This window comes from Phaeovulum vinaykumarii, assembly GCF_900156695.1.
GTDB lineage: Bacteria > Pseudomonadota > Alphaproteobacteria > Rhodobacterales > Rhodobacteraceae > Bieblia_A > Bieblia_A vinaykumarii.
In genome coordinates this window covers 722064-744900 of record NZ_FTOM01000001.1, presented here as the reverse complement: position 1 = coordinate 744900, position 22837 = coordinate 722064, and the positions used below count along the sequence as shown (strand labels likewise).

At 69.2% G+C, this 22837-nt stretch carries 20 protein-coding genes; 18 read left to right on the top strand and 2 right to left on the bottom strand.

The genetic code is table 11. The features are described 5' to 3' along the window. Positions 1-60: 60 nt before the first annotated feature. The 15 genes from BW949_RS03480 to BW949_RS03410 all read left to right on the top strand — a co-directional run bounded on the left by BW949_RS03480 (position 61) and on the right by BW949_RS03410 (position 15400). Positions 61-1353 (top strand): sugar ABC transporter permease, encoded by a 1293-nt coding sequence (locus BW949_RS03480; protein ID WP_076363491.1) that lies wholly within the window; start codon positions 61-63, stop codon positions 1351-1353. Then, positions 1350-2114, top strand: coding sequence for an ATP-binding cassette domain-containing protein (locus BW949_RS03475; RefSeq protein ID WP_076363490.1), 765 nt, complete (start codon positions 1350-1352; stop codon positions 2112-2114). The genes BW949_RS03480 and BW949_RS03475 overlap by 4 nt, the downstream gene beginning before the upstream one ends. After that, positions 2114-3553 (top strand): xylulokinase, encoded by a 1440-nt coding sequence (xylB, locus tag BW949_RS03470; protein WP_076363489.1) that lies wholly within the window; start codon positions 2114-2116, stop codon positions 3551-3553. Before BW949_RS03475 ends, xylB begins: the two co-directional genes overlap by 1 nt. Further along, positions 3550-4851: a xylose isomerase gene (gene xylA / locus BW949_RS03465; protein WP_076363488.1), complete on the top strand. Its 1302-nt coding sequence runs from the start codon at positions 3550-3552 to the stop codon at positions 4849-4851. Before xylB ends, xylA begins: the two co-directional genes overlap by 4 nt. 145 nt (positions 4852-4996) lie before the next feature. Then, complete coding sequence (rimP, locus tag BW949_RS03460) at positions 4997-5587, top strand: ribosome maturation factor RimP (protein WP_076363487.1); 591 nt, start codon at positions 4997-4999, stop codon at positions 5585-5587. A gap of 3 nt (positions 5588-5590) precedes the next feature. Beyond that, on the top strand, positions 5591-7222 hold the full coding sequence (gene nusA, locus BW949_RS03455) for a transcription termination factor NusA (RefSeq protein WP_076363486.1): 1632 nt from the start codon (positions 5591-5593) through the stop codon (positions 7220-7222). A gap of 17 nt (positions 7223-7239) precedes the next feature. Beyond that, the gene (locus BW949_RS03450) at positions 7240-7869 is read left to right on the top strand and encodes an RNA-binding protein (protein ID WP_076363485.1); all 630 of its coding nucleotides are present in this window, start codon (positions 7240-7242) and stop codon (positions 7867-7869) included. Continuing rightward, the gene (gene infB / locus BW949_RS03445; RefSeq protein WP_076363484.1) at positions 7866-10406 is read left to right on the top strand and encodes a translation initiation factor IF-2; all 2541 of its coding nucleotides are present in this window, start codon (positions 7866-7868) and stop codon (positions 10404-10406) included. Before BW949_RS03450 ends, infB begins: the two co-directional genes overlap by 4 nt. Positions 10407-10549: 143 nt before the next feature. Next, positions 10550-11164, top strand: coding sequence for a ribonuclease D (locus tag BW949_RS03440; protein WP_076363483.1), 615 nt, complete (start codon positions 10550-10552; stop codon positions 11162-11164). Next, positions 11145-12137, top strand: a complete 993-nt coding sequence (locus BW949_RS03435; protein WP_076363482.1) for a KpsF/GutQ family sugar-phosphate isomerase — start codon at positions 11145-11147, stop codon at positions 12135-12137. Before BW949_RS03440 ends, BW949_RS03435 begins: the two co-directional genes overlap by 20 nt. Before the next feature lie 26 nt (positions 12138-12163). Beyond that, positions 12164-12778, top strand: a complete 615-nt coding sequence (locus BW949_RS03430) for a hypothetical protein (protein WP_076363481.1) — start codon at positions 12164-12166, stop codon at positions 12776-12778. Between the two features lie 4 nt (positions 12779-12782). Further along, complete coding sequence (locus BW949_RS03425) at positions 12783-13301, top strand: LptA/OstA family protein (RefSeq protein ID WP_076363480.1); 519 nt, start codon at positions 12783-12785, stop codon at positions 13299-13301. Beyond that, positions 13298-14062 (top strand): LPS export ABC transporter ATP-binding protein, encoded by a 765-nt coding sequence (gene lptB / locus BW949_RS03420; RefSeq protein ID WP_076363479.1) that lies wholly within the window; start codon positions 13298-13300, stop codon positions 14060-14062. The genes BW949_RS03425 and lptB overlap by 4 nt, the downstream gene beginning before the upstream one ends. A gap of 259 nt (positions 14063-14321) precedes the next feature. Beyond that, positions 14322-14897 (top strand): ribosome hibernation-promoting factor, HPF/YfiA family, encoded by a 576-nt coding sequence (gene hpf / locus BW949_RS03415; RefSeq protein ID WP_076363478.1) that lies wholly within the window; start codon positions 14322-14324, stop codon positions 14895-14897. Positions 14898-14932: 35 nt separating this feature from the next. Next, a complete protein-coding gene (locus tag BW949_RS03410; protein ID WP_076363477.1) occupies positions 14933-15400 on the top strand; it encodes a PTS sugar transporter subunit IIA in 468 nt (155 codons plus the stop codon). Between the two features lie 102 nt (positions 15401-15502). Here BW949_RS03410 and BW949_RS03405 read toward each other — a convergent pair whose 3' ends face one another. Both BW949_RS03405 and accD read right to left on the bottom strand, forming a co-directional pair. Continuing rightward, the gene (locus BW949_RS03405; RefSeq protein WP_076363476.1) at positions 15503-16774 is read right to left on the bottom strand and encodes a bifunctional folylpolyglutamate synthase/dihydrofolate synthase; all 1272 of its coding nucleotides are present in this window, start codon (positions 16772-16774) and stop codon (positions 15503-15505) included. Next, on the bottom strand, positions 16775-17764 hold the full coding sequence (gene accD, locus BW949_RS03400) for an acetyl-CoA carboxylase, carboxyltransferase subunit beta (RefSeq protein WP_076363475.1): 990 nt from the start codon (positions 17762-17764) through the stop codon (positions 16775-16777). 239 nt (positions 17765-18003) lie between these two features. On the opposite strand from accD, the gene BW949_RS03395 reads away from it, so the two are divergent. The 3 genes from BW949_RS03395 (at position 18004) to BW949_RS03385 (ending at position 22815) form a co-directional block, all read left to right on the top strand. Further along, positions 18004-21450, top strand: coding sequence for a chromosome segregation SMC family protein (locus tag BW949_RS03395; protein WP_076363474.1), 3447 nt, complete (start codon positions 18004-18006; stop codon positions 21448-21450). A 130-nt stretch (positions 21451-21580) separates the two neighbouring features. Continuing rightward, entirely contained in the window at positions 21581-22042 is a 462-nt protein-coding gene (locus tag BW949_RS03390; protein ID WP_076363473.1) for a RidA family protein, read from the top strand. Further along, the gene (locus BW949_RS03385) at positions 22042-22815 is read left to right on the top strand and encodes a glycerophosphodiester phosphodiesterase family protein (RefSeq protein ID WP_076363472.1); all 774 of its coding nucleotides are present in this window, start codon (positions 22042-22044) and stop codon (positions 22813-22815) included. Before BW949_RS03390 ends, BW949_RS03385 begins: the two co-directional genes overlap by 1 nt. Positions 22816-22837 lie beyond the last annotated feature (22 nt).

The window sequence follows — 22837 nt, the reverse complement described above, 5'->3', positions numbered from 1 at the left end:
GCATCCTTTCCCGCCTCTGTCCGGCCCGACCGGGGCCGCGCTTCATTCAGGGATCGTTTCATGTCCGAGCCCGTCCAGGCCGCCGCCCCGCGCCGTTCGCTGTGGCAGGCGCTGGGTGTCGACAGCCGCCTTCTGGGGATGATCGGCGCCTTCGTGGTGCTGTGTCTTGTCTTCGACGTCATCACCGATGGCCGCTTCCTGACCCCGCGCAACATCTTCAACCTGTCGATCCAGACCGTCAGCGTGGCGATCATGGCCACCGGCATGGTCTTCGTGATCGTGACGCGCCACATCGACCTGTCGGTGGGGGCGCTTCTGGCCACCTGTTCGGCGGTCATGGGGGTGATGCAGGTCTGGGTTCTGCCGCAGTCGATGGGGCTGGGCATCGGCCATCCGGCCATCGCGCCGCTGGCCATGGCCTCGGGGCTGCTGGCGGGCACGGTGATCGGGGCTTTCAACGGCTGGCTGATCGGCTATCAGCGCATCCCGGCCTTCATCGTCACGCTGGGGGGGCTGCTGATCTGGCGCAACGTGGCGTGGTATCTGTCCGACGGCCAGACCCTGGGCCCGCTGGACAAGACCTTCGTGCTGTTCGGCGGGATCGAGGGCACCCTGGGCGACACGCTGTCCTGGGCAGTGGGGGGGCTGGCCTGTCTGGGCGTTCTCTGGGCGATCTGGCGCGCGCGTGCCGACCGCATCCGCCATGACTTCCCCGTCAAGCCGCTTTGGGCCGAGGCGCTGATCGCCACGCTGGGCGTCGGCACGATCCTGGGGTTTGTCGCCATCCTCAATTCCTATGCGGTGCCGGCGGCGCGGCTGCGGCGTGAATTCCGGCTGCGCGGCGAGACCATGCCCGAGGGCTATTCCGAGGTCTTCGGCCTGCCGATCTCGGTGCTGATGCTGATCGTCGTGGCGGTGGCCATGACCATCCTGGCGCGGCGCACGCGGCTGGGGCGCTATATCTTTGCCGCCGGCGGCAACCCCGACGCGGCCGAGCTGTCGGGCATCAACACGCGGATGCTGACGGTCAAGGTCTTCGCCTTGATGGGGTTCCTGTGCGGGCTGTCGGCCATCGTCGCGCAGGCGCGGCTTCAGAACCACACCAATGACATCGGCACGCTGGACGAATTGCGCGTGATCGCCGCAGCCGTCATCGGCGGCACCGCGCTGTCGGGCGGGGTGGGCACGATCTATGGTGCCATCCTGGGCGCGGTCATCATGCAATCGCTGCAATCGGGCATGGCGATGGTGGGGGTCGATGCGCCCTTCCAGAACATCGTCGTCGGCCTTGTCCTGGTTCTCGCGGTCTGGATCGACATCCAGTATCGCAAGCGCACCGGAGAAAAGTCATGACCCCCCTGGTCGAGATGCGCGACATCTCCATCGCCTTCGGCGGCGTCAAGGCCGTGGATCATGTCACCGTGGATCTGTTCCCCGGCGAGGTGGTGGGCCTTCTGGGCCATAACGGCGCGGGCAAGTCCACGCTGATCAAGTGCCTGTCGGGCGCCTATCAGATGGACAGCGGCCAGATCTTCATCAACGGCGACCGGGTCGAGATCCGCAACCCGCGCGACGCGCGCGCCCATAACATCGAGACGATCTATCAGACGCTGGCGCTGGCCGACAATCTGGACGCGGCCTCGAACCTCTTTCTGGGGCGCGAGCTGACCACGCCGCTGGGCTTTGTCGATGATGCCGCGATGGAGGCCGAGACCCGCAGGATCATGGGCCGGCTGAACCCCAATTTCGCCAAGTTCAAGGCGCCGGTGAAGGCGCTTTCGGGCGGGCAGCGGCAATCGGTGGCCATTGCGCGGGCGGTCTATTTCAACGCCCGCATCCTGATCATGGACGAGCCGACCGCGGCGCTGGGCCCGCAGGAAACGCAGATGGTGGCCGAGCTGATCCAGGAGCTGAAGGCGCAGGGGCTGGGCATCTTCCTGATCGAGCACGACATCCACAACGTCATGAAGCTGTGCGACCGTGCCAGCGTGATGAAGAACGGCCAGCTTGTCGGCACGGTCAACGTGAACGCGGTCACCGACGAGGACATCCTGGGCATGATCATCCTGGGCAAGATGCCCGAGACTGGAGCGCCCAAGATGGAGGGCGCCTGATGTATCTGGGGCTTGATCTGGGCACATCGGGGCTCAAGGGGGTGCTGATCGACGCCGACCAGCGCGTCCTGGCCGAGGCCCATGCGCCGCTCAAGGTGTCGCGCCCGCACGAGGGCTGGTCCGAGCAATCCCCCGCTGCCTGGATCGGCGCGGCCGAGGCGGTGCTGGGCGTGCTGGCGCGTCACGGGCTGGGACAGGTGCGCGGGATCGGGCTGTCGGGGCAGATGCATGGGGCGGTGCTTCTGGATGCGGCCTGCGACGTGCTGCGGCCCTGCATCCTGTGGAACGACACCCGCGCCCATGCCGAGGCCGCCGCGATGGACGCCGACCCGCGCTTTCGCGCGATCAGCGGCAATATCGTCTTTCCGGGCTTCACCGCGCCCAAGCTGGCCTGGGTGGCGCGCCACGAGCCCGAGATCTTCGCGCGCACCGATCATGTGCTTTTGCCCAAGGATTACCTGCGGCTGTGGATGACGGGCGCGCATGTCTGCGACATGTCCGATGCCGCCGGGACCAGCTGGTTCGACACCGGCGCGCGTGACTGGTCGGAGGCGCTGCTGGCGGCGGGCGGCATGACGCGCGCGCAGATGCCCGCGCTGGTCGAGGGCTCGGCCGTCTCGGGGCTGCTGCGGCGCGAACTGGCCGACCGCTTCGGGCTGCCCGCGGGCGTGCCGGTCGCGGGGGGCGGTGGCGACAACGCGGCCTCGGCGGTGGGGGCAGGCGTGGTCGCGCCGGGGCAGGGCTTCGTGTCGCTGGGCACCTCGGGGGTGCTCTTTGCCGCCGACGAGGGCTGTCGCCCCTCGCCGGAAACGGCGGTGCATTCCTTCTGTCACGCGCTGCCGGGGCGCTGGCACCAGATGGGCGTGATCCTGGCCGCGACCGATGCGCTGAACTGGCTGGCGGGGCTTCTGGGCCGCCCGCCCGCCGATCTGACGGTGGCGCTGGGGGGCGCGCTGCGCCCGCCGGGGCGGGGGCTGTTCCTGCCCTATCTGGGCGGCGAGCGCACGCCGCTCAACGATGCCGCGATCCGGGGCGCGTTCCTCGGCCTCGAGCACGAGACCGGCGCCGAGGCCGCCACCCGCGCCGTTCTCGAAGGCGTGGCCTTCGCCCTGGCCGATTGCCGCGATGCGCTGGCCGCCACGGGCACCCGGCTGGATCATCTGATCGCGCTGGGCGGGGGCGCGCGCTCGGACTATTGGCTGAAGGTTCTGGCCACCACGCTGGACCTGCCGCTTCTGGTGCCCCAGGCGGGCGATTTCGGCGCGGCCTTCGGCGCGGCGCGGCTGGGTCTGATGGCCGCGACCGGCAGCGGCGCCGAGATCGCCACGCCCCCCCCCATCGCCCGCGAGATCGCCCCCGATCCCGCCCTGCGCGCGGCCTTCGCCGAAGGCCATGTCCGTTACCGCGCCGCCCGCGACGCCATGAAAGGATTGTCATGACCGACTTCTTCCGGGGGATTGCCCCCATCCGCCACGAGGGCCCCGAGGCGACCTCGGAATTCGCCTATCGTCATTACGACCCCGACGAGATGGTCCTGGGCAAGCGCATGGAGGACCATCTGCGTTTTGCCGTGGCCTGGTGGCATTCCTTCGCCTGGCCGGGCACCGACCCCTTCGGCGGGCAGACATTCCAGCGCCCCTGGTTCGGCGACACGCTCGCGGACGCGCGGATGAAGGCGGATGTGGCGTTCGAGCTGTTCGAGATTTTGGGCCAGCCCTTCTTCTGTTTCCACGATGCCGACATCCGCCCCGAAGGCGCCAGTTTCGCCGAGACCGAGGCCAATCTGATGGCCATCGTCGATTACATCGGCCAGAAGATGGAGACCTCGCGCACGAAGCTTCTTTGGGGGACGGCGAACCTGTTTTCGCACCGCCGCTTCATGGCGGGCGCGGCCACCAACCCCGACCCGGAGGTCTTTGCCTGGTCGGCCGCCACGGTGAAAAGCTGCATGGACGCCACGGCCCGGCTGGGCGGGCAGAACTATGTCCTGTGGGGCGGGCGCGAGGGCTACGAGACGCTTCTGAACACCGACCTCTCGCGCGAGGCCGAGCAGGCCGGACGCTTCCTGTCGATGGTGGTCGAATACAAGCACAAGATCGGCTTCAAGGGCGCGATCCTGATCGAGCCCAAGCCGCAGGAGCCCAGCAAGCACCAATATGATTACGACGTGGCCACGGTCTATGGCTTCCTGAAGCGGTTCGGGCTGGAAAACGAGGTCAAGGTCAACATCGAACAGGGCCACGCGATCCTGGCCGGCCACAGCTTCGAGCACGAGCTGGCGCTGGCCGCCAGCCTGGGCATTCTGGGGTCGATCGACATGAACCGCAACGATTACCAGTCGGGCTGGGACACCGACCAGTTCCCCGATTCGGTCCCCGAGATCGCGCGCGCCTATTACGAGATCCTGCGCGCCGGCGGCTTCACCACGGGCGGCACCAATTTCGACGCCAAGCTGCGGCGCCAGAGCCTTGATCCCGAAGACCTGGTGCTGGCGCATGTGGGGGCGATGGACGTTTGTGCCCGTGCGCTCAAGGCGGCGGCGGCACTTCTCGAGGATGGCCGGCTCGAGGTGGCCCGCGCCGCGCGCTATGCCGGCTGGGACGCGCCCGAGAACCGCGCCATGCTGACCTCGGATCTTGACGCCATCCACGCCCGCGTGATCGCCGAAGGGATCAATCCCGAACCGCGTTCGGGGCGGCAGGAGCGGCTGGAAAACCTGTGGAACCGCTTCGTCTGAGTTCCGCTTGCCTTTTGGCGGCGAAGGGCCTATAGCACAGTTCAACAGCGGCGCTGCGGGGTCCAAACCCGCAGCCCACCGGAAGAGTGTGAACGGGCCGCGCAAGGGCCCGTTTTTTGTTTTCTGAACCCCGAAAGGATCGCCGATGAGCGACCTGATCGCCAAGACCGCCATCGACCGCCGCCTGGCCGGGATCGTCGGTCCCGTCATCGAAGGCATGGGCTACGAACTTGTCCGCCTGCGGCTGATGGGCGGGCTGTCCAAGACGCTCCAGATCATGGCCGACCGTCCCGAGGGCGGCATCGACGTGGAGGATTGCGCGCGCATCTCCACCGCGCTGTCGGCGCATCTCGATGTGGAAGATCCGATCGAGGATGCCTATACGCTGGAAGTGTCCTCGCCGGGGATCGACCGGCCGCTGACGCGGCTGAAGGATTTCGATCTGTTCGAGGGCTACGAGGTGCGGATCGAGACGACCGAGCTGATCGACGGGCGCCGCCGCTTCAAGGGCGTGCTGGCCGGGGTCGAGGGGCAGGATGTCCTGATCAATATCGAGACGCCCGAAGGGGTGCAGACGATCGGGCTGGACTTCGACTGGCTGTCGGATGCCAAGCTGGTGCTGACCGACGAGCTGATCGCCGAGATGCTGAAGGCGCGCAAGGATGCCGGCGCGCTTGATGAAACCCAATTCGACGAGATCGAAACCGATACCCCCGAGACCGAGGAGGAGGCCTGATCCATGGCTATCACATCCGCAAACCAGCTTGAGCTGTTGCAGACCGCCGAGGCCGTCGCCCGCGAGAAGATGATCGACCCGGATCTGGTGATCGAGGCGATGGAAGACAGCCTCGCGCGCGCGGCCAAGTCCCGCTACGGCTCGGAAATGGACATCCGCGTCAAGATCGACCGCAAGACGGGCCGCGCCACCTTCACCCGCGTGCGCACCGTGGTCGAGGAGGACGCGGTCGAGAATTACCAGGCCGAGCTGACCGTGGCGCAGGCGCGCCAGTATCTGGCCGACCCGCAGGTGGGCGACGAGATCGTGGACGAGGTGCCGCCCGTCGATCTGGGGCGGATCGCGGCGCAATCGGCCAAGCAGGTGATCTTGCAGAGGGTCCGCGACGCCGAACGCGACCGCCAGTTCGAGGAATTCAAGGACCGCAAGGGCACGATCATCAACGGCATGGTCAAGCGCGAGGAATACGGCAACCTGATCGTGGACATCGGCCGCGGCGAGGCAATCCTGCGCCGCAACGAGAAGATCGGCCGCGAGAGCTATCGCCCCAACGACCGCATCCGCGCCTTCATCAAGGACGTCCGCCGCGAGGCCCGTGGCCCGCAGGTGTTCCTGTCGCGCACCGACCCGCAGTTCATGGCCGAGCTGTTCAAGATGGAAGTGCCCGAGATCTATGACGGCATCATCGAGATCAAGGCCGTGGCCCGTGACCCCGGCTCGCGCGCCAAGATCGCCGTCATCAGCCACGACAGCTCGATCGACCCGGTCGGCGCTTGCGTCGGCATGCGCGGCTCGCGGGTGCAGGCCGTGGTGGGCGAGCTTCAGGGCGAGAAGATCGACATCATCCCGTGGAACGAGGATCAGGCGACCTTCCTTGTCAACGCGCTGCAACCGGCGGAAGTGGCCAAGGTGGTCATCGACGAGGAAGCCGGCAAGATCGAGGTCGTGGTTCCCGACGAGCAGCTGTCGCTGGCCATCGGCCGGCGTGGCCAGAACGTGCGTCTGGCCAGCCAGCTGACCGGGCTGGATATCGACATCCTGACCGAGGCCGAGGAATCGAGCCGCCGTCAGGCCGAATTCGCCGAACGCACCCAGCTCTTCGTCGATGCGCTGGATCTGGACGAATTCTTCGCCCAGCTTCTGGTGGCCGAGGGCTTCACCAACCTCGAGGAAGTGGCCTATGTCGACGTCGACGAGCTGCTGTCGATCGAGGGCGTGGACGAGGACACCGCCCAGGAGCTTCAGGCCCGCGCCCGCGACCATATCGAGGAAACCAACCGCAAGGCGATGGCAGCCGCCCGCGAACTGGGGGTCGAGGACAGCCTGGTTGAATTCGAGGGGCTGACCCCCCAGATGATCGAGGCACTGGCCAGGGACGGCATCAAGACGCTGGAAGATTTCGCCACCTGCGCCGATTGGGAACTGGCCGGCGGCTGGACCACGGTCAACGGCCAGCGCGTCAAGGACGAGGGGCTGCTCGAGAAATTCGACGTCAGCCTCGAGGAGGCGCAGAATCTGGTGATGACGGCGCGCATCCATCTGGGCTGGGTCGACCCCTCCGAGCTTGAGGCCGACGCCGACGCCGAGGATGACGACGCCGAAGCGGCCGCCAATGACGCGGAGGCGGAGGCGTAAGCCTCCGGCGACCGGTCATGACCCGCGGCGGCGCCGACAGGACGCGCGACGAAGTGCAGCGGCGCTGCATCGTCACCGGCGAGGTGCAACCCCGTACGGGCCTTGTGCGCTTTGTCATTTCGCCCGAAGGGGTGGTGGTCCCCGACCTGGCCGAAAAGCTGCCCGGTCGCGGCATCTGGGTTGCAGCCGACCGCGCGGTGTTGGAAAAGGCAGTCTCGAAGAACGCCTTTGCGCGCGCGGCGCGGGCCCAGGTCAGCCTGCCCGACGACCTTGTGGGGTTGGTCGAGGCGGGGCTTGCGGCGCGGGTGGTCGAGCTGGTGTCGCTGGCGCGCAAGTCCGGGGCCGCGGTCTGCGGCTTCGAGAAGGTGAAGGACTGGCTCGCCGGCGGGCGGGCAAAGATTTTGCTTCAGGCCCACGACGGGTCTGATCGCGGCAAGGGCAAGCTGTTCACGCCCCCCGGTGGGCGTTGGTTCGGCTGTCTGAGTGCGCAGGAATTGGGTTTGGCTTTTGGTCGTGATCGTGCCATACACGGCGCGCTCGCGGGCGGCGGACTCGGAACGGGTGTGATACGCGAAGCGACGCGGCTTTCGGGGCTGCGCGGGCTGGACGGCAGCAGGACTGCCGGAAAGGACAAAAAGACGGCATGAGCGATACAGACGGCAAAAAACCCCTCGGTCTTGGCGGCGGCCGCTCGGGCTCGGTGAAACAGAGTTTCTCGCACGGGCGCACCAAGAGTGTGGTCGTGGAAACCAAGCGCAAGCGCGTCGTTGTGCCGAAGCCCGGGGCGGGTTCGTCCAAGGGGTCGGGGAACGCGGTCGGCGGGGATCCGTCGCGGCGTCCGGCCGGGATTTCCGATGCCGAGATGGAGCGCCGTCTGCGCGCGCTCCAGGCCGCCAAGGCCCGCGAAGCCGAGGAAGCCGAGCAACGTGCCCGCGAGGAGCGCGAGCGCGAGATAGAACGCGAGCGCCGCCGGGCCGAGATCGAGGCCAAGGAGCGCGAGGAGCGTGAACGCACCGAAGCCGCGCGCCTGAAGGCCGAGGAAGAGGAACGCAAGGCCCGCGAGGCCGAACGCCGCGCCCAGAAACGCGAGGAAGCCGCGGCCGCGCCGCGCAAGGCCGATGCGGCCCCGGCCCCGGCCGATCCGGCTGCCGCCGAAGCCGCCGCCGCGCGCGCCGCGACCAAGGGCGTGTCGGCCACCGGCCCGCGCAAGACCGACCGCGACCGCAACGAACGCGGCGACACCCGCGACACCCGCAACGCCAAGGTCAAGGGGGACGCGGGCAACCGCCGCACTGGCAAGCTGTCGCTGTCCGATGCCCTGGACGGCGAGGGCGGGCGTCAGCGCTCGCTGGCGGCGATGAAGCGCAAGCAGGAACGCGCGCGTCAGAAGGCCATGGGGTCGGGTGCGCGCGCCGAGAAGATGGTGCGCGACGTGCAGCTGCCCGAGACGATCGTCGTCTCGGAGCTGGCCAACCGCATGGCCGAACGCGCCGCCGATGTGGTCAAGTCGCTGATGAAGATGGGCATGATGGTCACGGCCAACCAGACCATCGACGCCGACACCGCCGAGCTGGTGATCGAGGAATTCGGCCACCGCGCCGTGCGCGTGTCCGATGCCGATGTGGAACAGGTCATCGACACCGTCGACGACCGTCCCGAGGACATGGAATCGCGCCCGCCGATCATCACGATCATGGGCCACGTCGACCACGGCAAGACGTCGCTGCTGGATGCGATCCGCAATGCCAATGTCGTCTCGGGCGAGGCCGGCGGCATCACCCAGCATATCGGCGCCTATCAGGTGCGCACCGAATCGGGTGCGGTCCTGACCTTCCTCGACACGCCCGGCCACGCCGCCTTCACCTCGATGCGGGCGCGTGGGGCGCAGGTCACCGACATCGTGGTGCTGGTGGTCGCGGCCGACGATTCGGTCATGCCGCAGACGATCGAGGCCATCAACCACGCCAAGGCCGCCGGTGTGCCGATGATCGTGGCGATCAACAAATGCGACAAGCCCGATGCCGATGCGCAGAAGGTGCGCACCGAGCTGCTGAACTACGAAGTCGTGGTCGAGGCCATGTCGGGCGACGTGCAGGACGTGGAAGTCTCGGCCAAGACCGGTGCCGGGCTTGATAACCTGCTCGAGGCGATCGCGCTTCAGGCCGAGATCCTGGAACTCAAGGCCAACCCTGACCGCGCCGCGCAAGGTGCTGTCATCGAGGCCAAGCTCGACGTCGGCCGTGGCCCGGTCGCCACGGTCCTGGTCCAGCACGGCACGCTCAAGCAGGGCGATATCTTCGTCGTGGGCGAGCAGTGGGGCAAGGTCCGCGCGCTGGTCAACGACAAGGGCGAGCGCGTCAAGGAAGCCGCGCCGTCGGTTCCGGTCGAGGTGCTGGGCCTCAACGGCACGCCCGAGGCGGGCGACGTGCTGAACGTCGTCGAGACCGAGGCGCAGGCCCGCGAGATCGCCGATTACCGCGTGCAGGTGGCCAAGGACAAACGCGCCGCCGCCGGGGCTGCGGCCACGCTCGAGCAGCTTCTGGCCAAGGCCAAGGCCGACGAGAATGTCTCCGAGCTGCCGGTTCTGGTGAAGGCCGATGTGCAAGGTTCGGCCGAAGCCATCGTGCAGGCGCTGGAAAAGGTGGGCAACGACGAGGTCCGCGTGCGCGTGCTGCATTCGGGCGTGGGCGCGATCACCGAATCCGATATCGGCCTGGCCGAAGCGTCGGGGGCGCCGGTCATCGGCTTCAACGTGCGGGCCAATGCGCCGGCGCGCGCCGCGGCCAACCAGAAGGGCGTCGAGATCCGCTATTACTCGATCATCTACGACCTGGTGGATGACATCAAGGCGGCGGCCTCGGGCCTGCTGAAGGCCGAGGTGCGCGAGAACTTCATCGGCTATGCCACGATCAAGGAGGTCTTCAAGGTCTCGGGCGTGGGCAAGGTGGCCGGCTGTCTGGTCACCGAAGGCGTGGCGCGGCGTTCGGCCGGCGTGCGTCTGTTGCGCGACAACGTGGTGATCCACGAGGGCACGCTGAAGACGCTCAAGCGCTTCAAGGACGAGGTCAAGGAAGTCCAGTCCGGCCAGGAATGCGGCATGGCCTTTGAAAATTACGACGACATCCGCCCGAACGATGTCATCGAGATCTTCGAGCGCGAGGAGGTCGAGCGCACGCTCACCTGATCTGCGCACGCAGGGGAAACCGGACAGGGGGCTTCGGCCCCCTGTTTCGCTTTTGGCCCCGGATTGCACCGCCGCGCGACCGGGCCTATTGAGACAGAACCCGCCGGACGGCGCCTGCGTCCGACCCGAGAAGGAGCCGCGAGTTGACCATTCACCTGCACCGCAACGATCTGCCCGAGGGGCTGGACCTCGGGGCCGTGGTCGCCATCGACACCGAGACGATGGGTCTCGATCCGCGCCGGGACCGGCTGTGCCTGGTGCAGCTGTCCTCGGGCGACGGCCATGCGCATCTGGTCCAGATCGACCGCGGCCAGACCAGCGCCCCGCGTCTGTGCGCGCTGCTGGCCGACCCCGAGACGATCAAGCTGTTCCATTTCGCGCGCTTCGACATTGCCGCGCTCTACAATGCTTTCGGGGTGGTGACGGCGCCGGTCTGGTGCACCAAGATCGCCTCGAAGATGGTGCGCACCTTCACCGACCGGCACGGGCTGAAATACCTGCTGGCGGAACTGGCGGGGGTCGATATTTCCAAGCAGCAGCAGACCTCGGACTGGGGCGCGCCCAATCTGACGCAGGCGCAGATGGAATATGCTGCCGCGGACGTTCTCTATCTGCACCGCCTCAAGGACGAGCTGGAGCGCCGCCTTGCGCGCGAGGGGCGCGCGGCGCTGGCGCAGGCCTGTTTCGATTTCCTGCCCGCGCGGGCGCAGCTTGACCTGCTGGGATGGGAGGAGCCCCATGACATCTTCCACCACTGAGACCCTCAACGCGCCCGGCGCCTTCGTCGCCACCGGGCGGCGCGTCATCGAGATGGAGGCCGGCGGCCTGTCGGCGCTGGCGGCCAGCCTGGACGGCGCCTTCACCCGCGCGGTCGAACTGATCCTGGCCGCGAAGGGCCGCGTGATCGTGTCGGGCATGGGCAAGTCGGGCCATGTCGGCTGCAAGATCACGGCGACGTTGGCCTCGACCGGCACGCCGGCGCAATTCGTCCACCCCGCCGAGGCCAGCCACGGCGATCTGGGCATGGTGACGCCGGCCGATGTGGTGCTGGTGCTGTCGAATTCCGGCGAGACGCCCGAATTGTCGGATATCGTCGCCCATACGCGGCGCTTCGGCATTCCGCTGATCGGGGTGGCCAGTCGGGCCGAGTCGACCCTTCTGCGCCAGTCCGACGTGGCGATCGTGCTGCCGCAGGCGCCCGAGGCCTGTGCCACGGGGATCGTGCCGACCACCTCGACCACGATGACGCTGGCCTTGGGCGACGCGCTGGCCGTCGCGCTGATGGAGCATCGCCGCTTCACCCCCGAGGATTTCCGCGCCTTTCATCCCGGCGGCAAGCTGGGCGCACGTCTGGCGCGGGTGCGCGACCTGATGCACGGCGCCGCGACCCTGCCGCTGGTGCCCGACACGACGCCCATGCCCGAGGCGCTGCTGGTCATCTCGCGCGCGGGGTTCGGCGTGGTGGGCGTGACCGACGCCCAGGGCCGGCTGCGCGGCATCGTCACCGACGGCGACCTGCGCCGCCACATGGACGGCCTTCTGGCGCGCACGGCCGGCGAGGTGATGACCGCCGATCCCCAGACCATCGCCCCCGATGCGCTGGCCGCCGAGGCGCTGGGGCTGATGAACGGGCGCAAGATCACCTGTCTGTTCGTTCTGGACCCCGACGGCGACGGCCGCCCCGCGGGCATCTTGCATATCCACGACTGCCTGCGCGCAGGCGTGGCCTGACGCGGCAAACGGGGGGCGGCGGCGCGATGCGGCACGGGTCTGACAACATCCATTCCCGCATCGTGGCGTGGCTCAAGATCGTGCTGCCGCTGACGGCGCTGATCCTGCTGTCGACGATGTTCCTGTTTTCCGACCGGATCGACCCCTCGGACGCCGTGCCCTATTCGGATGTCGACGTCGAGCAACTGGCCCGCGAGCCGCAGATGGGCGGCGCCGAATATTCGGGCCTGACCCAGGATGGCGCGGCGCTGACCGTCTGGGCGCGCCAGGCCCGCCCCGATCCCGACACCCCCGGCCGCGGCCAGGTCGAGGCGATGACCGCCCGCCTCGAGACCGCCTCGGGGCTGGTGGCGCGGCTTGCGGCCCGCGGGGGCGCGATCGACACCGCGCGGGGCGAGATCGAACTGGTCGGCGCGGTCGAGATCAACACCTCGGACGGCTACCGGCTGTCCTCGGACCGGGTCGAGGGGCGCACCGATGCGTCGTGGCTCAAAAGCCCCGGTCCGGTCTCGGGCACCGGCCCGCTGGGGCGCATCAACGCCGGCGCGATGGAGCTTTCGCCGCGCCCCGATGACCCCGAGGGGACGCATGTTCTGGTTTTCAATGGCGGCGTTAAGCTGATATATCGCCCGAAGGATTGACGACATGACCCCGATGCGCCTTCGACCGATTGCCCTTTGTGCCGCGCTTGGCGCCGCTCTCGTGACCGGACCGGGTCTGCCGGCAGATGCGCAAGGCATCAGCTTCGGCGGGATCCGCGCCGATGCCTCGCTGCCCGTCGAGATCACCGCCGACCGTCTGAACGTGGACGAAGCCACCGGCATGGCGGTCTTCTCGGGCAATGTGGTGGTGGTGCAGGGCGCCATGCGCATGGCCGCCGCCCGTCTCGAGGTCGAATATGAGGACGGCACCGACCGCCGTCGCATCCGCCGCCTTCACGCCACCGGCGGCGTCACGCTGGTCAATGCCGCCGATGCCGCCGAATCGCGCGAGGCGACCTATGCGCCGGCCACCGGACAGGTGGTGATGACGGGCGATGTGGTGCTGACCCAGGGGCCCAGCGTGATGTCGGGCCAGCGGCTGGACGTGGATCTGACCACCGGCACCGGCCGGATGGGCGGGCGCGTGCGCACCGTGATCGCGCCGTCGGGGGCGCCGGAGTGAAGGACGGCGTCACAAGTCCGGATGCGGCGCCGCTGGGCTCGGGGCTGAGCGTGCGCGGCCTGCGCAAGAGCTATCGCAAGCGCCCGGTGCTGCGCGACGTGTCGCTGGATCTGGCCCGCGGCGAGGTCGTCGCGCTGCTGGGGCCCAACGGTTCGGGCAAGACCACCTGCTTTTACAACATCGCCGGGCTGATCGCGCCCGATGCGGGGCGGGTGACCATCGACGGGCGCGACGTCACCGGCCTGCCGATGTATCGCCGCGCGCGGCTGGGGATCGGCTATCTGCCGCAGGAGGCGTCGATCTTCCGCGGCCTGTCGGTCGAGGACAACATCCTGGCGGTGCTCGAGATCGTCGAGCGTGACCCCCATCGCCGGCGCGAGCGGCTCGAGGAGCTGCTGGGCGAATTCTCGATCGCGCATCTTCGTGCCGCGCCCGCACTGGCGCTGTCGGGGGGCGAGCGGCGGCGCGCCGAGATCGCGCGCTGCCTGGCGGCCGACCCGAAATACCTTCTGCTCGACGAGCCCTTCGCCGGGGTGGACCCCATCGCCGTGGGCGAGATCCGCACGCTGGTCCATGACCTCAAGGCGCGCGGGATCGGCGTTCTGATCACCGATCACAACGTGCGCGAGACGCTGGAGATCGTCGAACGCGCCTATATCCTGAACGAAGGACGGGTGCTGATGAGCGGGACCACCGCCGAGGTCGTGCGCGACGAGAACGTGCGCCGCGTCTATCTGGGGCAGGGCTTCTCGATTTCGTGATCGGCCCCCTTGCGCCGGCCCGCGATCGTTCCCACGTCAGTCAAAGAAGCGTCACAGGGCCGTTGACATTGCCCGTTCAAGTGGCGCCAAATGAAGCCAATGACAGCCACGCGAAACCCGCCCCTTTCCTGCCTTATGGCGTGCTCGCCGCACCGGGGCGAAGCGTTTGCGATATTCCATTCATCAACGGCTTTAACGGGGCCGACAGGGGGCAAGCCGGCGGCTGTGCCCATCGGTCCAGACACCTGAAGGAGAGACCATGCGGTACCAGATCAGCGGTAAACAGATCGACGTTGGTGACGCGCTGCAAACCCACGTCAAATCCGAACTGGGCGAGACGGTCGAGAAATACTCGCAACGTCCGACCGATGCGACCGTCGTGTTCTCGCGCAATGCGCATCAGTTCCTGTGCGAGGCCACGGTGCATCTGTCCACCGGGCTGACGGCGGCGGCCACGGGCCATGCCACCGAGATCTATGCCGCGTTCGAATCGTGCCGCGAAAAGATGGACAAGCAGCTGCGCCGCTACAAGCGCCGGCTGAAAGACCATCACCGCGACCGGTCCGAGCCTGTTGAATTTGATGCGGCGGGGATGTATGTGCTCGCCGCGGGCGATGCGGATCAGGAGACCGAGCCCGAGAGCCTTTCGCCGATCATCGTGGCCGAGATGGAAACCAAGGTTCCCACCCTGTCCGTCGGCGAGGCGGTGATGCAGATGGAGCTTGCCGGAGCGCCGCTTCTGGTGTTCCGCAACGAAAAGCACGGGGGCGTGAACGTCGTTCATCGCCGCGACGACGGCAACGTCGGCTGGATCGACCCGCGCAACATCAAGTAAGGCGCCCGCGACGGGGTGCGGAAATGTAAGGACGAATGCAACTTTCGAACCTGCTTCAGCCCGGCGCCGTCAAGGTGTTGGCGAACGTCACCTCGAAGAAACGCCTGTTCCAGGATCTGGGTGAGATCGCGCATTCAGCCTATGGGCTGGATGCGGCCCAGACGGTCGATGCGCTTCAGGAACGTGAAAGCCTGGGCCCGACCGGCGTCGGACATGGCGTGGCGCTGCCGCATGCACGGCTGCACGGGCTCGACACGGTGGTCGGTGTCTTCCTGCGGCTTGAACGGCCGCTGGATTTCGACGCGGTGGACCGCCAGCCCGTGGATCTGGTCTTTGCGCTGTTCGCGCCCAAGGATTCCGGGGTCGAGCATCTCAAGGCGCTGGCGCTGGTCTCGCGCACGATGCGCAGCGCCGAGGTCTGCGCCAAGCTGCGCGCCAATGCCGACCCGGCCACGCTGCATGCGGTGCTGACCGAGGCGCAGGGCGGCGTTCAGGCGGCCTGAGACCTCTCACCCGGTGGATTCATGAAAAGGGCCCCTGCCGCGCGGCGGGGGCCTTCTTCGTGGCTGGGGCGTGATCGTGGCTCGGGGTGTGATCGGGGGAGGTCAGCCGTTCTCGGCCAGAACTCGCCCCGCCAGATAGAGCGAGCCGCAGATCAGGATGCGCGCGCCGGGGTGTTCGGCGGCCAGATCCGTCACCGCGGCTAGAACGCTGTCGGCCACGCGCGCGGGCAGGCCTGCGTCGCGGGCGGCGGCGGCGGTGGTCTCGGCGGGCAGGGTGTTCGGCTCGCCGGGGATCTCGACCGCGGTCAGACTTTCGGCCACGCGGGCCAGCGGGCGCATGTAGCCGCCCACGTCCTTGGTGTTGAGCATCCCCGCCACCAGATGCGTGGGCCGGGGCGGCAGCGTGCGCAGGGTGGCGGCCACGGCCGCGCCGCCCGCCGGGTTGTGCCCGCCGTCCAGCCACAGCTCGCAGCCGGGCGCGGCCTCGACCAGCGGGCCCTGGCGCAGGGGCTGCATCCGGGCGGGCCATTCGGTGCGGGTCAGCGCGGCCTCGCATGCGCTTTCGCCGAAGCCCAGGGCACGCAGCGCCGCCACCGCCATTCCGGCGTTCTGGATCTGGTGCGGGCCGGCCAGCCGCGGCGCGGGCAGATCCAGAACGCCGGTCTCGTCGTGAAAGATCAGCCGCCCGGCCTGAGCCTCGACCTGCCAATGCTGGCCATGCACCAGAAGCGGCGCGCCCAGCCGCGCGGCGCGGGCCTCGATGACCTCGAGCGCGGCCTCGGGCTGAGGGCCGACCACGCAGGGCACGCCGCGCTTGAGGATGCCCGCCTTCTCGCCGGCGATCTCGGGCAGGGTCTCGCCCAGGAATTGCTGATGGTCGATCGAGACCGGGGTGATGATCGTCAGCCGCGGGTGATCGACGACATTGGTGGCGTCGAGCCGCCCGCCCAGCCCCACCTCGAGCAGCGTCCAGTCCGCCGGCACCCGCGCAAAGGCCAGGAAGGCCGCGCAGGTGGTGATTTCGAAGAAGGTGATGGGATCGGCGCCGTTGGCGGCCTCGCATTCGGCCAGAAGCGCGGCCAGATCGGCCTCGGGGATCAGATCACCGGCCAGGCGGATGCGCTCGTGAAAGCGCACCAGATGCGGCGAGGTATAGGCGTGGACGCGCGCCCCCGCGGCCTCGAGACCCGCGCGCAGCATCGCCTGGGTCGAGCCCTTGCCGTTGGTGCCGGCGATATGGATCACCGGGGGCAGGGCTTCCTGCGGGTCGCCCAGCCGGTGCAGCAGATCAAGCACCCGCTCCAGGCCCAGGTCGATGACCTTGGGGTGCAGCGACAGCAGGCGGGTCAGGATCGCGTCCGAACTGTCGGTCACTTATTTCGGCTCGGGCGTCTGCGGGGCCTCGGGCGCGGCCTCGGCCGGTGCGGGCGCCTCAGGGGTGGTCTCGGCGCTGGCCGGGGCGACGGGCTCGTGATGCACGGGCTTGGGCGCGGGCAGATCGGCGGCCACGGGCGGCGGCATCCGCAGCAGCATGCGCAGGATGATGATGATTTCCTCGCGCAGCTTCTGGCGATGTGTCACCCGGTCCAGCATGCCGTGGTCCAGCAGGTATTCCGCGCGCTGGAAACCCTCGGGCAGCTTCTCGCGGATGGTCTGTTCGATCACCCGCGGCCCGGCAAAGCAGATCAGGGCATTGGGCTCGGCGATCTGCACGTCGCCAAGCATGGCATAGGAGGCCGTCACCCCCCCGGTCGTGGGATGGGTCAGCACGACGATATAGGGAAGCCCCGCCTCGCGCAGCATCTGCACCGCGACGGTGGTGCGCGGCATCTGCATCAGCGACAGGATGCCCTCCTGCATGCGCGCGCCGCCCGCGGCCGAGAACAGCACCAGCGGCCGGCGCCGTTCCACCGCGCGTTCGGCGGCGGCAATGATGGCATTGCCGACATACATGCCCATGGACCCGGCCATGAAGCCGAAATCCTGGCAGGCGGCGACGATGGGCGTGCGCCCGATCTCGCCCTCGGCGACCAGCATCGCTTCCTTTTCGGCGGTGGCCTTCTGGGCGCTGCGCAGCCGGTCGGGGTATTTCTTCTGGTCGCGGAAGGCCAGCGGATCGGCCAGCGGCTCGGGCACCGGCACTTCGGTGTAGATGCCGCCATCGAAGAAGGTGGCAAAGCGATCACGCGGGCTGATCGGCAGGTGATGGTCGCAGCTGGTGCAGACGTTCAGATTGTCCGACAGCTCGCGGTGAAACAGCATGGTCCCGCATTCGGGGCATTTCGTCCACAGATTCTCGGGCATCTCGCGGCGCGAGAACAGCGAATTGATCTTGGGGCGGACGTAGTTCGAGATCCAGTTCATCTGGCCGGGGCCTTTCGCACGCGGGTCGCTTGGCCCCGAAATAAGCTGCAAGGGGGCAAATTGCAATTCTTCACGATTGTCGCCCCCTCCGCCTGCGACGTCGGGGCCGTGATGCCGGGCGTTAACGCATATCTTGTGGATAACCTGCGCCGGGCGGGCATATCCTGCGTGCCTTGGTTGACAGGCCGGGGGGCACTGATCAGACTCGGCCGATCATCCGAACTGCGGGGTCTGGACATTTGCGGTTTGCGCGGCTGCGTCTCAACGGCTTCAAGAGCTTTGTCGATCCGACCGATCTTGTCATCCATGACGGGCTGACGGGGGTTGTCGGGCCGAACGGCTGCGGCAAGTCGAACCTGCTTGAGGCGCTGCGCTGGGTGATGGGCGAGAACCGCCCCACCGCGATGCGCGGGGCCGGTATGGAGGACGTGATCTTCGCCGGCTCGGGGGGCCGCGGCGCGCGCGCCTTCGCCGAGGTGGCGCTGTCGATCGACAATTCCGAACGCCTGGCGCCCTCGGGCTTCAATGAGGCCGACCAGCTTGAGGTCGTGCGCCGGATCACCCGCGATGCGGGCTCGGCCTATCGGGTCAACGGCCGCGAGGTGCGCGCGCGCGATGTGCAGATGCTGTTTGCCGATGCCTCGACCGGGGCGCATTCGCCGGCGCTGGTGCGTCAGGGGCAGATCTCGGAACTCATCAATGCCAAGCCGCGGGCGCGTCGGCGCATCCTCGAGGAAGCGGCGGGGATCTCGGGGCTCTATCAGCGCCGCCATGAGGCCGAATTGCGCCTGAGCGCGACCGAACAGAACCTGACGCGGGTCGAGGATGTGGTCGAGAACCTGGCCACGCAGCTGGCCGCGCTGCAACGCCAGGCCCGCGCCGCGGCGCGTTACCGCGAAATTGCCGCGGCGCTGCGCCGGGTCGAGGCGGGGGCGATGGTGGCGCGCTGGCGCGAGGCGGGCGCCGTGGCCGAGGAGGCGCAGGCCGAGCTGAACACGGCGCTGCGTGGCGCGGGTCAGGCCGAGGCGGCGGCGCGGGCGGCCGCGCAGGCGCGCGCCGAGGCCGAGGACGCCCTTCCCCCCCGCCGCGAGGAAGAGGCCATCGCCGGGGCCATCCTGCAACGGCTGAGCGTGCAGCGCGATCAGCTGGACGAGGAAGACGCCCGCGCGCGCGACCGCATCGCAACGCTGAGCGCGCGCATCGTCCAGCTGGACCGCGACGCCGAGCGCGAGGCGGGCCTGAACCGTGACGCCGACGAGATGATCGCCCGGCTGGACTGGGAGGCCGCGCAGATCGCCAAGGCGGGCGCGGGCCACGAGGACCGTCTGGCCGCCGCCGCTCTGGCCGCCGAGGAGGCCGCCGCGGCGCTCTCGGCCGAGGAGGCGGCGCTGTCGCAGCTGGCCGAGGATGTCGCGCGGCTGGCCGCCCGCCACCAGTCGGGCCAGCGCCTTCTGGCCGATGCCCGCGCGACCTTGGGCCGCGCCGAGGCCGAGGCCGACCGCGCCGCCGAGGCCGCCGAAGCCGCCGCCGAGGCCGAGGCCCGCGCCGCGGCGGATGTGACGCAGCTTGCGCAGGCGCGCGAGGCCGCGCAGGCGGCGCTGGCCGGTGCCGAGGACGCGCTGGCCGCGGCCGAGGAGCGTCGCGCCGAGATGCAATCGCGCGAGGCCGAGGCGCGCTCGGCCCGGTCGGCGGCCGAGGGCGAGCTGGGCGCGCTCAAGGCCGAGGCGGGGGCGCTGGTGCGGCTGGTCGAGCGCGAATCGCAGGCCGGCCACCAGCTTCTGGATCAGGTGCAGGTTCGCCCCGGCCACGAGGCGGCCTTCGGGGCCGCGCTGGGCGAGGATCTGCGCGCGCCCGCGGCGGCGACGGGCTCGGGCTGGCGCGACCTGCCGGGCTATGACGCGGTGCCGCCCCTGCCCGAAGGCGTGCAGCCGCTGTCGGATTTCGTGTCCGCGCCGCCGGTGCTGGCGCGCCGTCTTGCGCTGACCGGGGTGGTGGCCGACCGCGCCGCGGGCGAGGCGGCGCAGGCGGCGCTGCGTCCCGGCCAGCGTCTGGTCAGCGCCGAGGGCGATCTGTGGCGCTGGGACGGGTTCGTGGCCGCTGCCGCCGATGCCCCCACCGCCGCGGCGCTGCGGCTCAAGCAGCTCAACCGGCTGGTCGAGCTGAAGCAGGATCTCGAGGAAGCGGGCGCGCGGGCCGAGGGCGCGCGGCAGGCCCACGAGATGCTGACCCGCGAGGCCGCCGCCGCCGGCGCGGCCGAAAGCGCCGCCCGCGAGGCCCGCCGCGCGGCCGACCGCGCATTGGCCGAGGCCGGGCGGGCGCTGTCGCGCGCCGAGGCCGAGGGCTCGGTCGCGGGGGGCAAGCGCGCCGCCGCGCAGGCCGCCGAAGCCCGCCACCGCGCCGATGCCGAGGCCGCGCAGGCTGCCGCCGAGGAGGCGCTCGCGGCGCTTGAGGATCTGCCCGATCTTGACGACGCCCGGGCCGAGGCCGAGGCGCATCGTTCGGCGGTCGAGGCCGCGCGCGCGGCGATGCTGGCGCGCCGCTCGGCCCATGACGAGATCCGCCGCGAGGGCGAGGCCCGCCTCAAGCGCCGCCAGGAGATCACCCGCGAGGTCTCGGGCTGGCGGCTGCGTCTTGAAACGGCGGGCAAGCGCATGGCCGAGCTGGCCGAACGCCGCGCCGAGGCCGAGGACGAGCTGGCCGAGGCCGCCGCCGCCCCCGAGGAACTGGCCGAGCGCCGTGCCGAGCTGGATGAGGCGATCACGGCCGCCGAGGCACGGCGGGCGGTGGCAACGGACGCGCTGGTGGCCGCCGAGGCCGCAGCCCGCGCCGCCGCCGTTTCCGAGCGCGAGGCCGAGCGTCTGGCCGGCGAGGCCCGCGAGATCCGCGCCCGCGCCGAGGCGCGTCTCGAGGCCGCCCGGAAGGCCCAGATCATGGCCGCCGACCGCATCCGCGAGGAAATGGAGATGGAGCCGTCGGTTCTGGTGCGCGAGATGGAGATCGGCGATCTGCCCCCGCTCGCGGAACTGGAGACCGAGATCGCCCGCCTGCGCCGCCAGCGCGAGGCCCTGGGCGCGGTCAATCTGCGCGCCGAGGAAGACGCCCGCGCCGTGGCCGAGGAACACGGCACCCTGATCGCCGAGAAGGCCGATCTGGAAGCCGCCATTGCCAAGCTGCGCGCCGGGATCGCCGGGCTGAACCGCGAGGGGCGCGAACGCCTGCTGACCGCCTTCGAGCAGGTCAACGGCAATTTCCGCACGCTGTTCACCCATCTCTTCGGCGGCGGCGAGGCCAATCTGGTGCTGGTGGAAAGCGACGATCCGCTGGAGGCGGGGCTCGAGATCATGTGCCAGCCGCCGGGCAAGAAGCTGTCCACGCTGTCGCTTCTGTCCGGGGGGGAACAGACGCTGACGGCGCTGTCGCTGATCTTTGGCGTGTTCCTGACCAATCCCGCGCCGATCTGCGTGCTCGACGAGGTGGACGCGCCGCTTGACGACGCCAATGTCACGCGCTTTTGCGACCTTCTCGACGAGATGACGCGACGCACCGACACGCGGTTCCTGATCATCACCCACCATGCCGTGACCATGAGCCGGATGGACCGGCTGTTCGGCGTGACCATGCAGGAACAGGGCGTCAGCCAGCTGGTGTCGGTCGACCTCAAGCGGGCCGAGGAGCTGGTGGCCTGAGGAACGGGGCGCAGACCCGGATCCGGGCGCGGGCAGGGGCAGGGCCAGGAATTGCGCCGCGCCTGTCGGGCGGCGGTTGGCAATGTCGGCGCCGCGCCCTAGCCTTCCGTCATAGAATCGGGAGGCTCGGATGAGCGGAAATATCGAAAAACGTCTTGAAGACCTGGGTATCACCCTGCCCGACGCCCCGGCGCCGGCGGCCAATTACGTGCCCTATGTGCTGTCGGGCAACATGCTTTACATCTCGGGGCAGATCCCGCTGGGCAAGAACGGCCCTATCGGCGGCCGGCTGGGCGACAGCCTCGAGGCCGAGGATGGCGCCCAGATCGCGCGGATCTGCGGTCTGGCGATCCTGGCGCAGGCGCGCGCGGCGCTGGGCGATCTGGACCGTGTGGCGCGCGTGGTCAAGCTGACGGGCTTTGTCAATTCCACGCCCGAATTCACCGACCAGCCCGAGGTCGTCAACGGCTGCTCGGATCTGATGGTCGAGGTCTTCGGCGATGCCGGACGCCATGCCCGTTCGGCCGTCTCGGCCGCCAGCCTGCCGCGCGGCGTCGCGGTCGAGGTCGAAGCCATCCTGGAGGTGAAGTGATGCGCATTCCGTTGCCGTCGGACTTCCTGTCGCGGCCGCTGGCCCATCGCGGCTTCCACGATGCCGCCAAGGGCCGCCCCGAGAACAGCCTGGCCGCGATCCGCGCCGCGATCACCGTGGGCTATGGCATCGAGATCGACGTGCAGCCCTCGGCCGACAATGTGCCGATGGTGTTTCACGACGAGGATCTCGAGCGGATGACCGGCCAGAAGGGCCGGATCAAGGATCACACCGCCGAGGATCTGGCCAAGCTGCGGCTGATCGGCACCGACGAGCCCATCCCCACCCTGGCCGAGGTGCTGCGCACCGTGGTGCGGCGCGTGCCGCTGCTGATCGAGGTCAAGGATCAGGACGGCGCGCTGGGCAAGAACGTCGGCCCCTTTGAAGACGCCATCGGCAAGGTGCTGACCAATTACGGCGGCAATGTCGCGGGCATGTCCTTCAACCCGGATTCGCTGATGGCGCTGCGGCGCGCGGCGCGCGGGCTGCCGCTGGGGCTGGTGACCTGTTCCTTCGCCCCCGAGGATTGGCCGGGCGTGCCGGCCGAACGGCTGGACGAATTGCGCGCCGTGCCGGGCTGGGACACCGACCTGATCGCGGCCGGCTTCGTGGCCCATGACCACAACGACCTCCTGCGTCCGCGGATGTCCGAGCTGCGCTCGCGCGGGGCCAAGATCCTGTGCTGGACCTGCCGCAGCATCGCCGACGAGCGCAAGGCCCGCGCCTATGGTCACAACGTGATCTTCGAGGGCTACAACGCCGCTCTGACCTGAGCGCCGCCTTTGACTTGACGGC

Bases quoted from the DNA above. Each gene is read 5' to 3' on its own strand.
- BW949_RS03480 (WP_076363491.1), top strand. From the start codon at position 61: ATGTCCGAGCCCGTCCAGGCCGCCGCCCCGCGCCGTTCGCTGTGGCAG.
- BW949_RS03475 (WP_076363490.1), top strand. From the start codon at position 1,350: ATGACCCCCCTGGTCGAGATGCGCGACATCTCCATCGCCTTCGGCGGC.
- xylB (WP_076363489.1), top strand. From the start codon at position 2,114: ATGTATCTGGGGCTTGATCTGGGCACATCGGGGCTCAAGGGGGTGCTG.
- xylA (WP_076363488.1), top strand. From the start codon at position 3,550: ATGACCGACTTCTTCCGGGGGATTGCCCCCATCCGCCACGAGGGCCCC.
- rimP (WP_076363487.1), top strand. From the start codon at position 4,997: ATGAGCGACCTGATCGCCAAGACCGCCATCGACCGCCGCCTGGCCGGG.
- nusA (WP_076363486.1), top strand. From the start codon at position 5,591: ATGGCTATCACATCCGCAAACCAGCTTGAGCTGTTGCAGACCGCCGAG.
- BW949_RS03450 (WP_076363485.1), top strand. From the start codon at position 7,240: ATGACCCGCGGCGGCGCCGACAGGACGCGCGACGAAGTGCAGCGGCGC.
- infB (WP_076363484.1), top strand. From the start codon at position 7,866: ATGAGCGATACAGACGGCAAAAAACCCCTCGGTCTTGGCGGCGGCCGC.
- BW949_RS03435 (WP_076363482.1), top strand. From the start codon at position 11,145: ATGACATCTTCCACCACTGAGACCCTCAACGCGCCCGGCGCCTTCGTC.
- BW949_RS03430 (WP_076363481.1), top strand. From the start codon at position 12,164: ATGCGGCACGGGTCTGACAACATCCATTCCCGCATCGTGGCGTGGCTC.
- BW949_RS03425 (WP_076363480.1), top strand. From the start codon at position 12,783: ATGACCCCGATGCGCCTTCGACCGATTGCCCTTTGTGCCGCGCTTGGC.
- hpf (WP_076363478.1), top strand. From the start codon at position 14,322: ATGCGGTACCAGATCAGCGGTAAACAGATCGACGTTGGTGACGCGCTG.
- BW949_RS03410 (WP_076363477.1), top strand. From the start codon at position 14,933: ATGCAACTTTCGAACCTGCTTCAGCCCGGCGCCGTCAAGGTGTTGGCG.
- accD (WP_076363475.1), bottom strand. From the start codon at position 17,764: ATGAACTGGATCTCGAACTACGTCCGCCCCAAGATCAATTCGCTGTTC.
- BW949_RS03390 (WP_076363473.1), top strand. From the start codon at position 21,581: ATGAGCGGAAATATCGAAAAACGTCTTGAAGACCTGGGTATCACCCTG.
- BW949_RS03385 (WP_076363472.1), top strand. From the start codon at position 22,042: ATGCGCATTCCGTTGCCGTCGGACTTCCTGTCGCGGCCGCTGGCCCAT.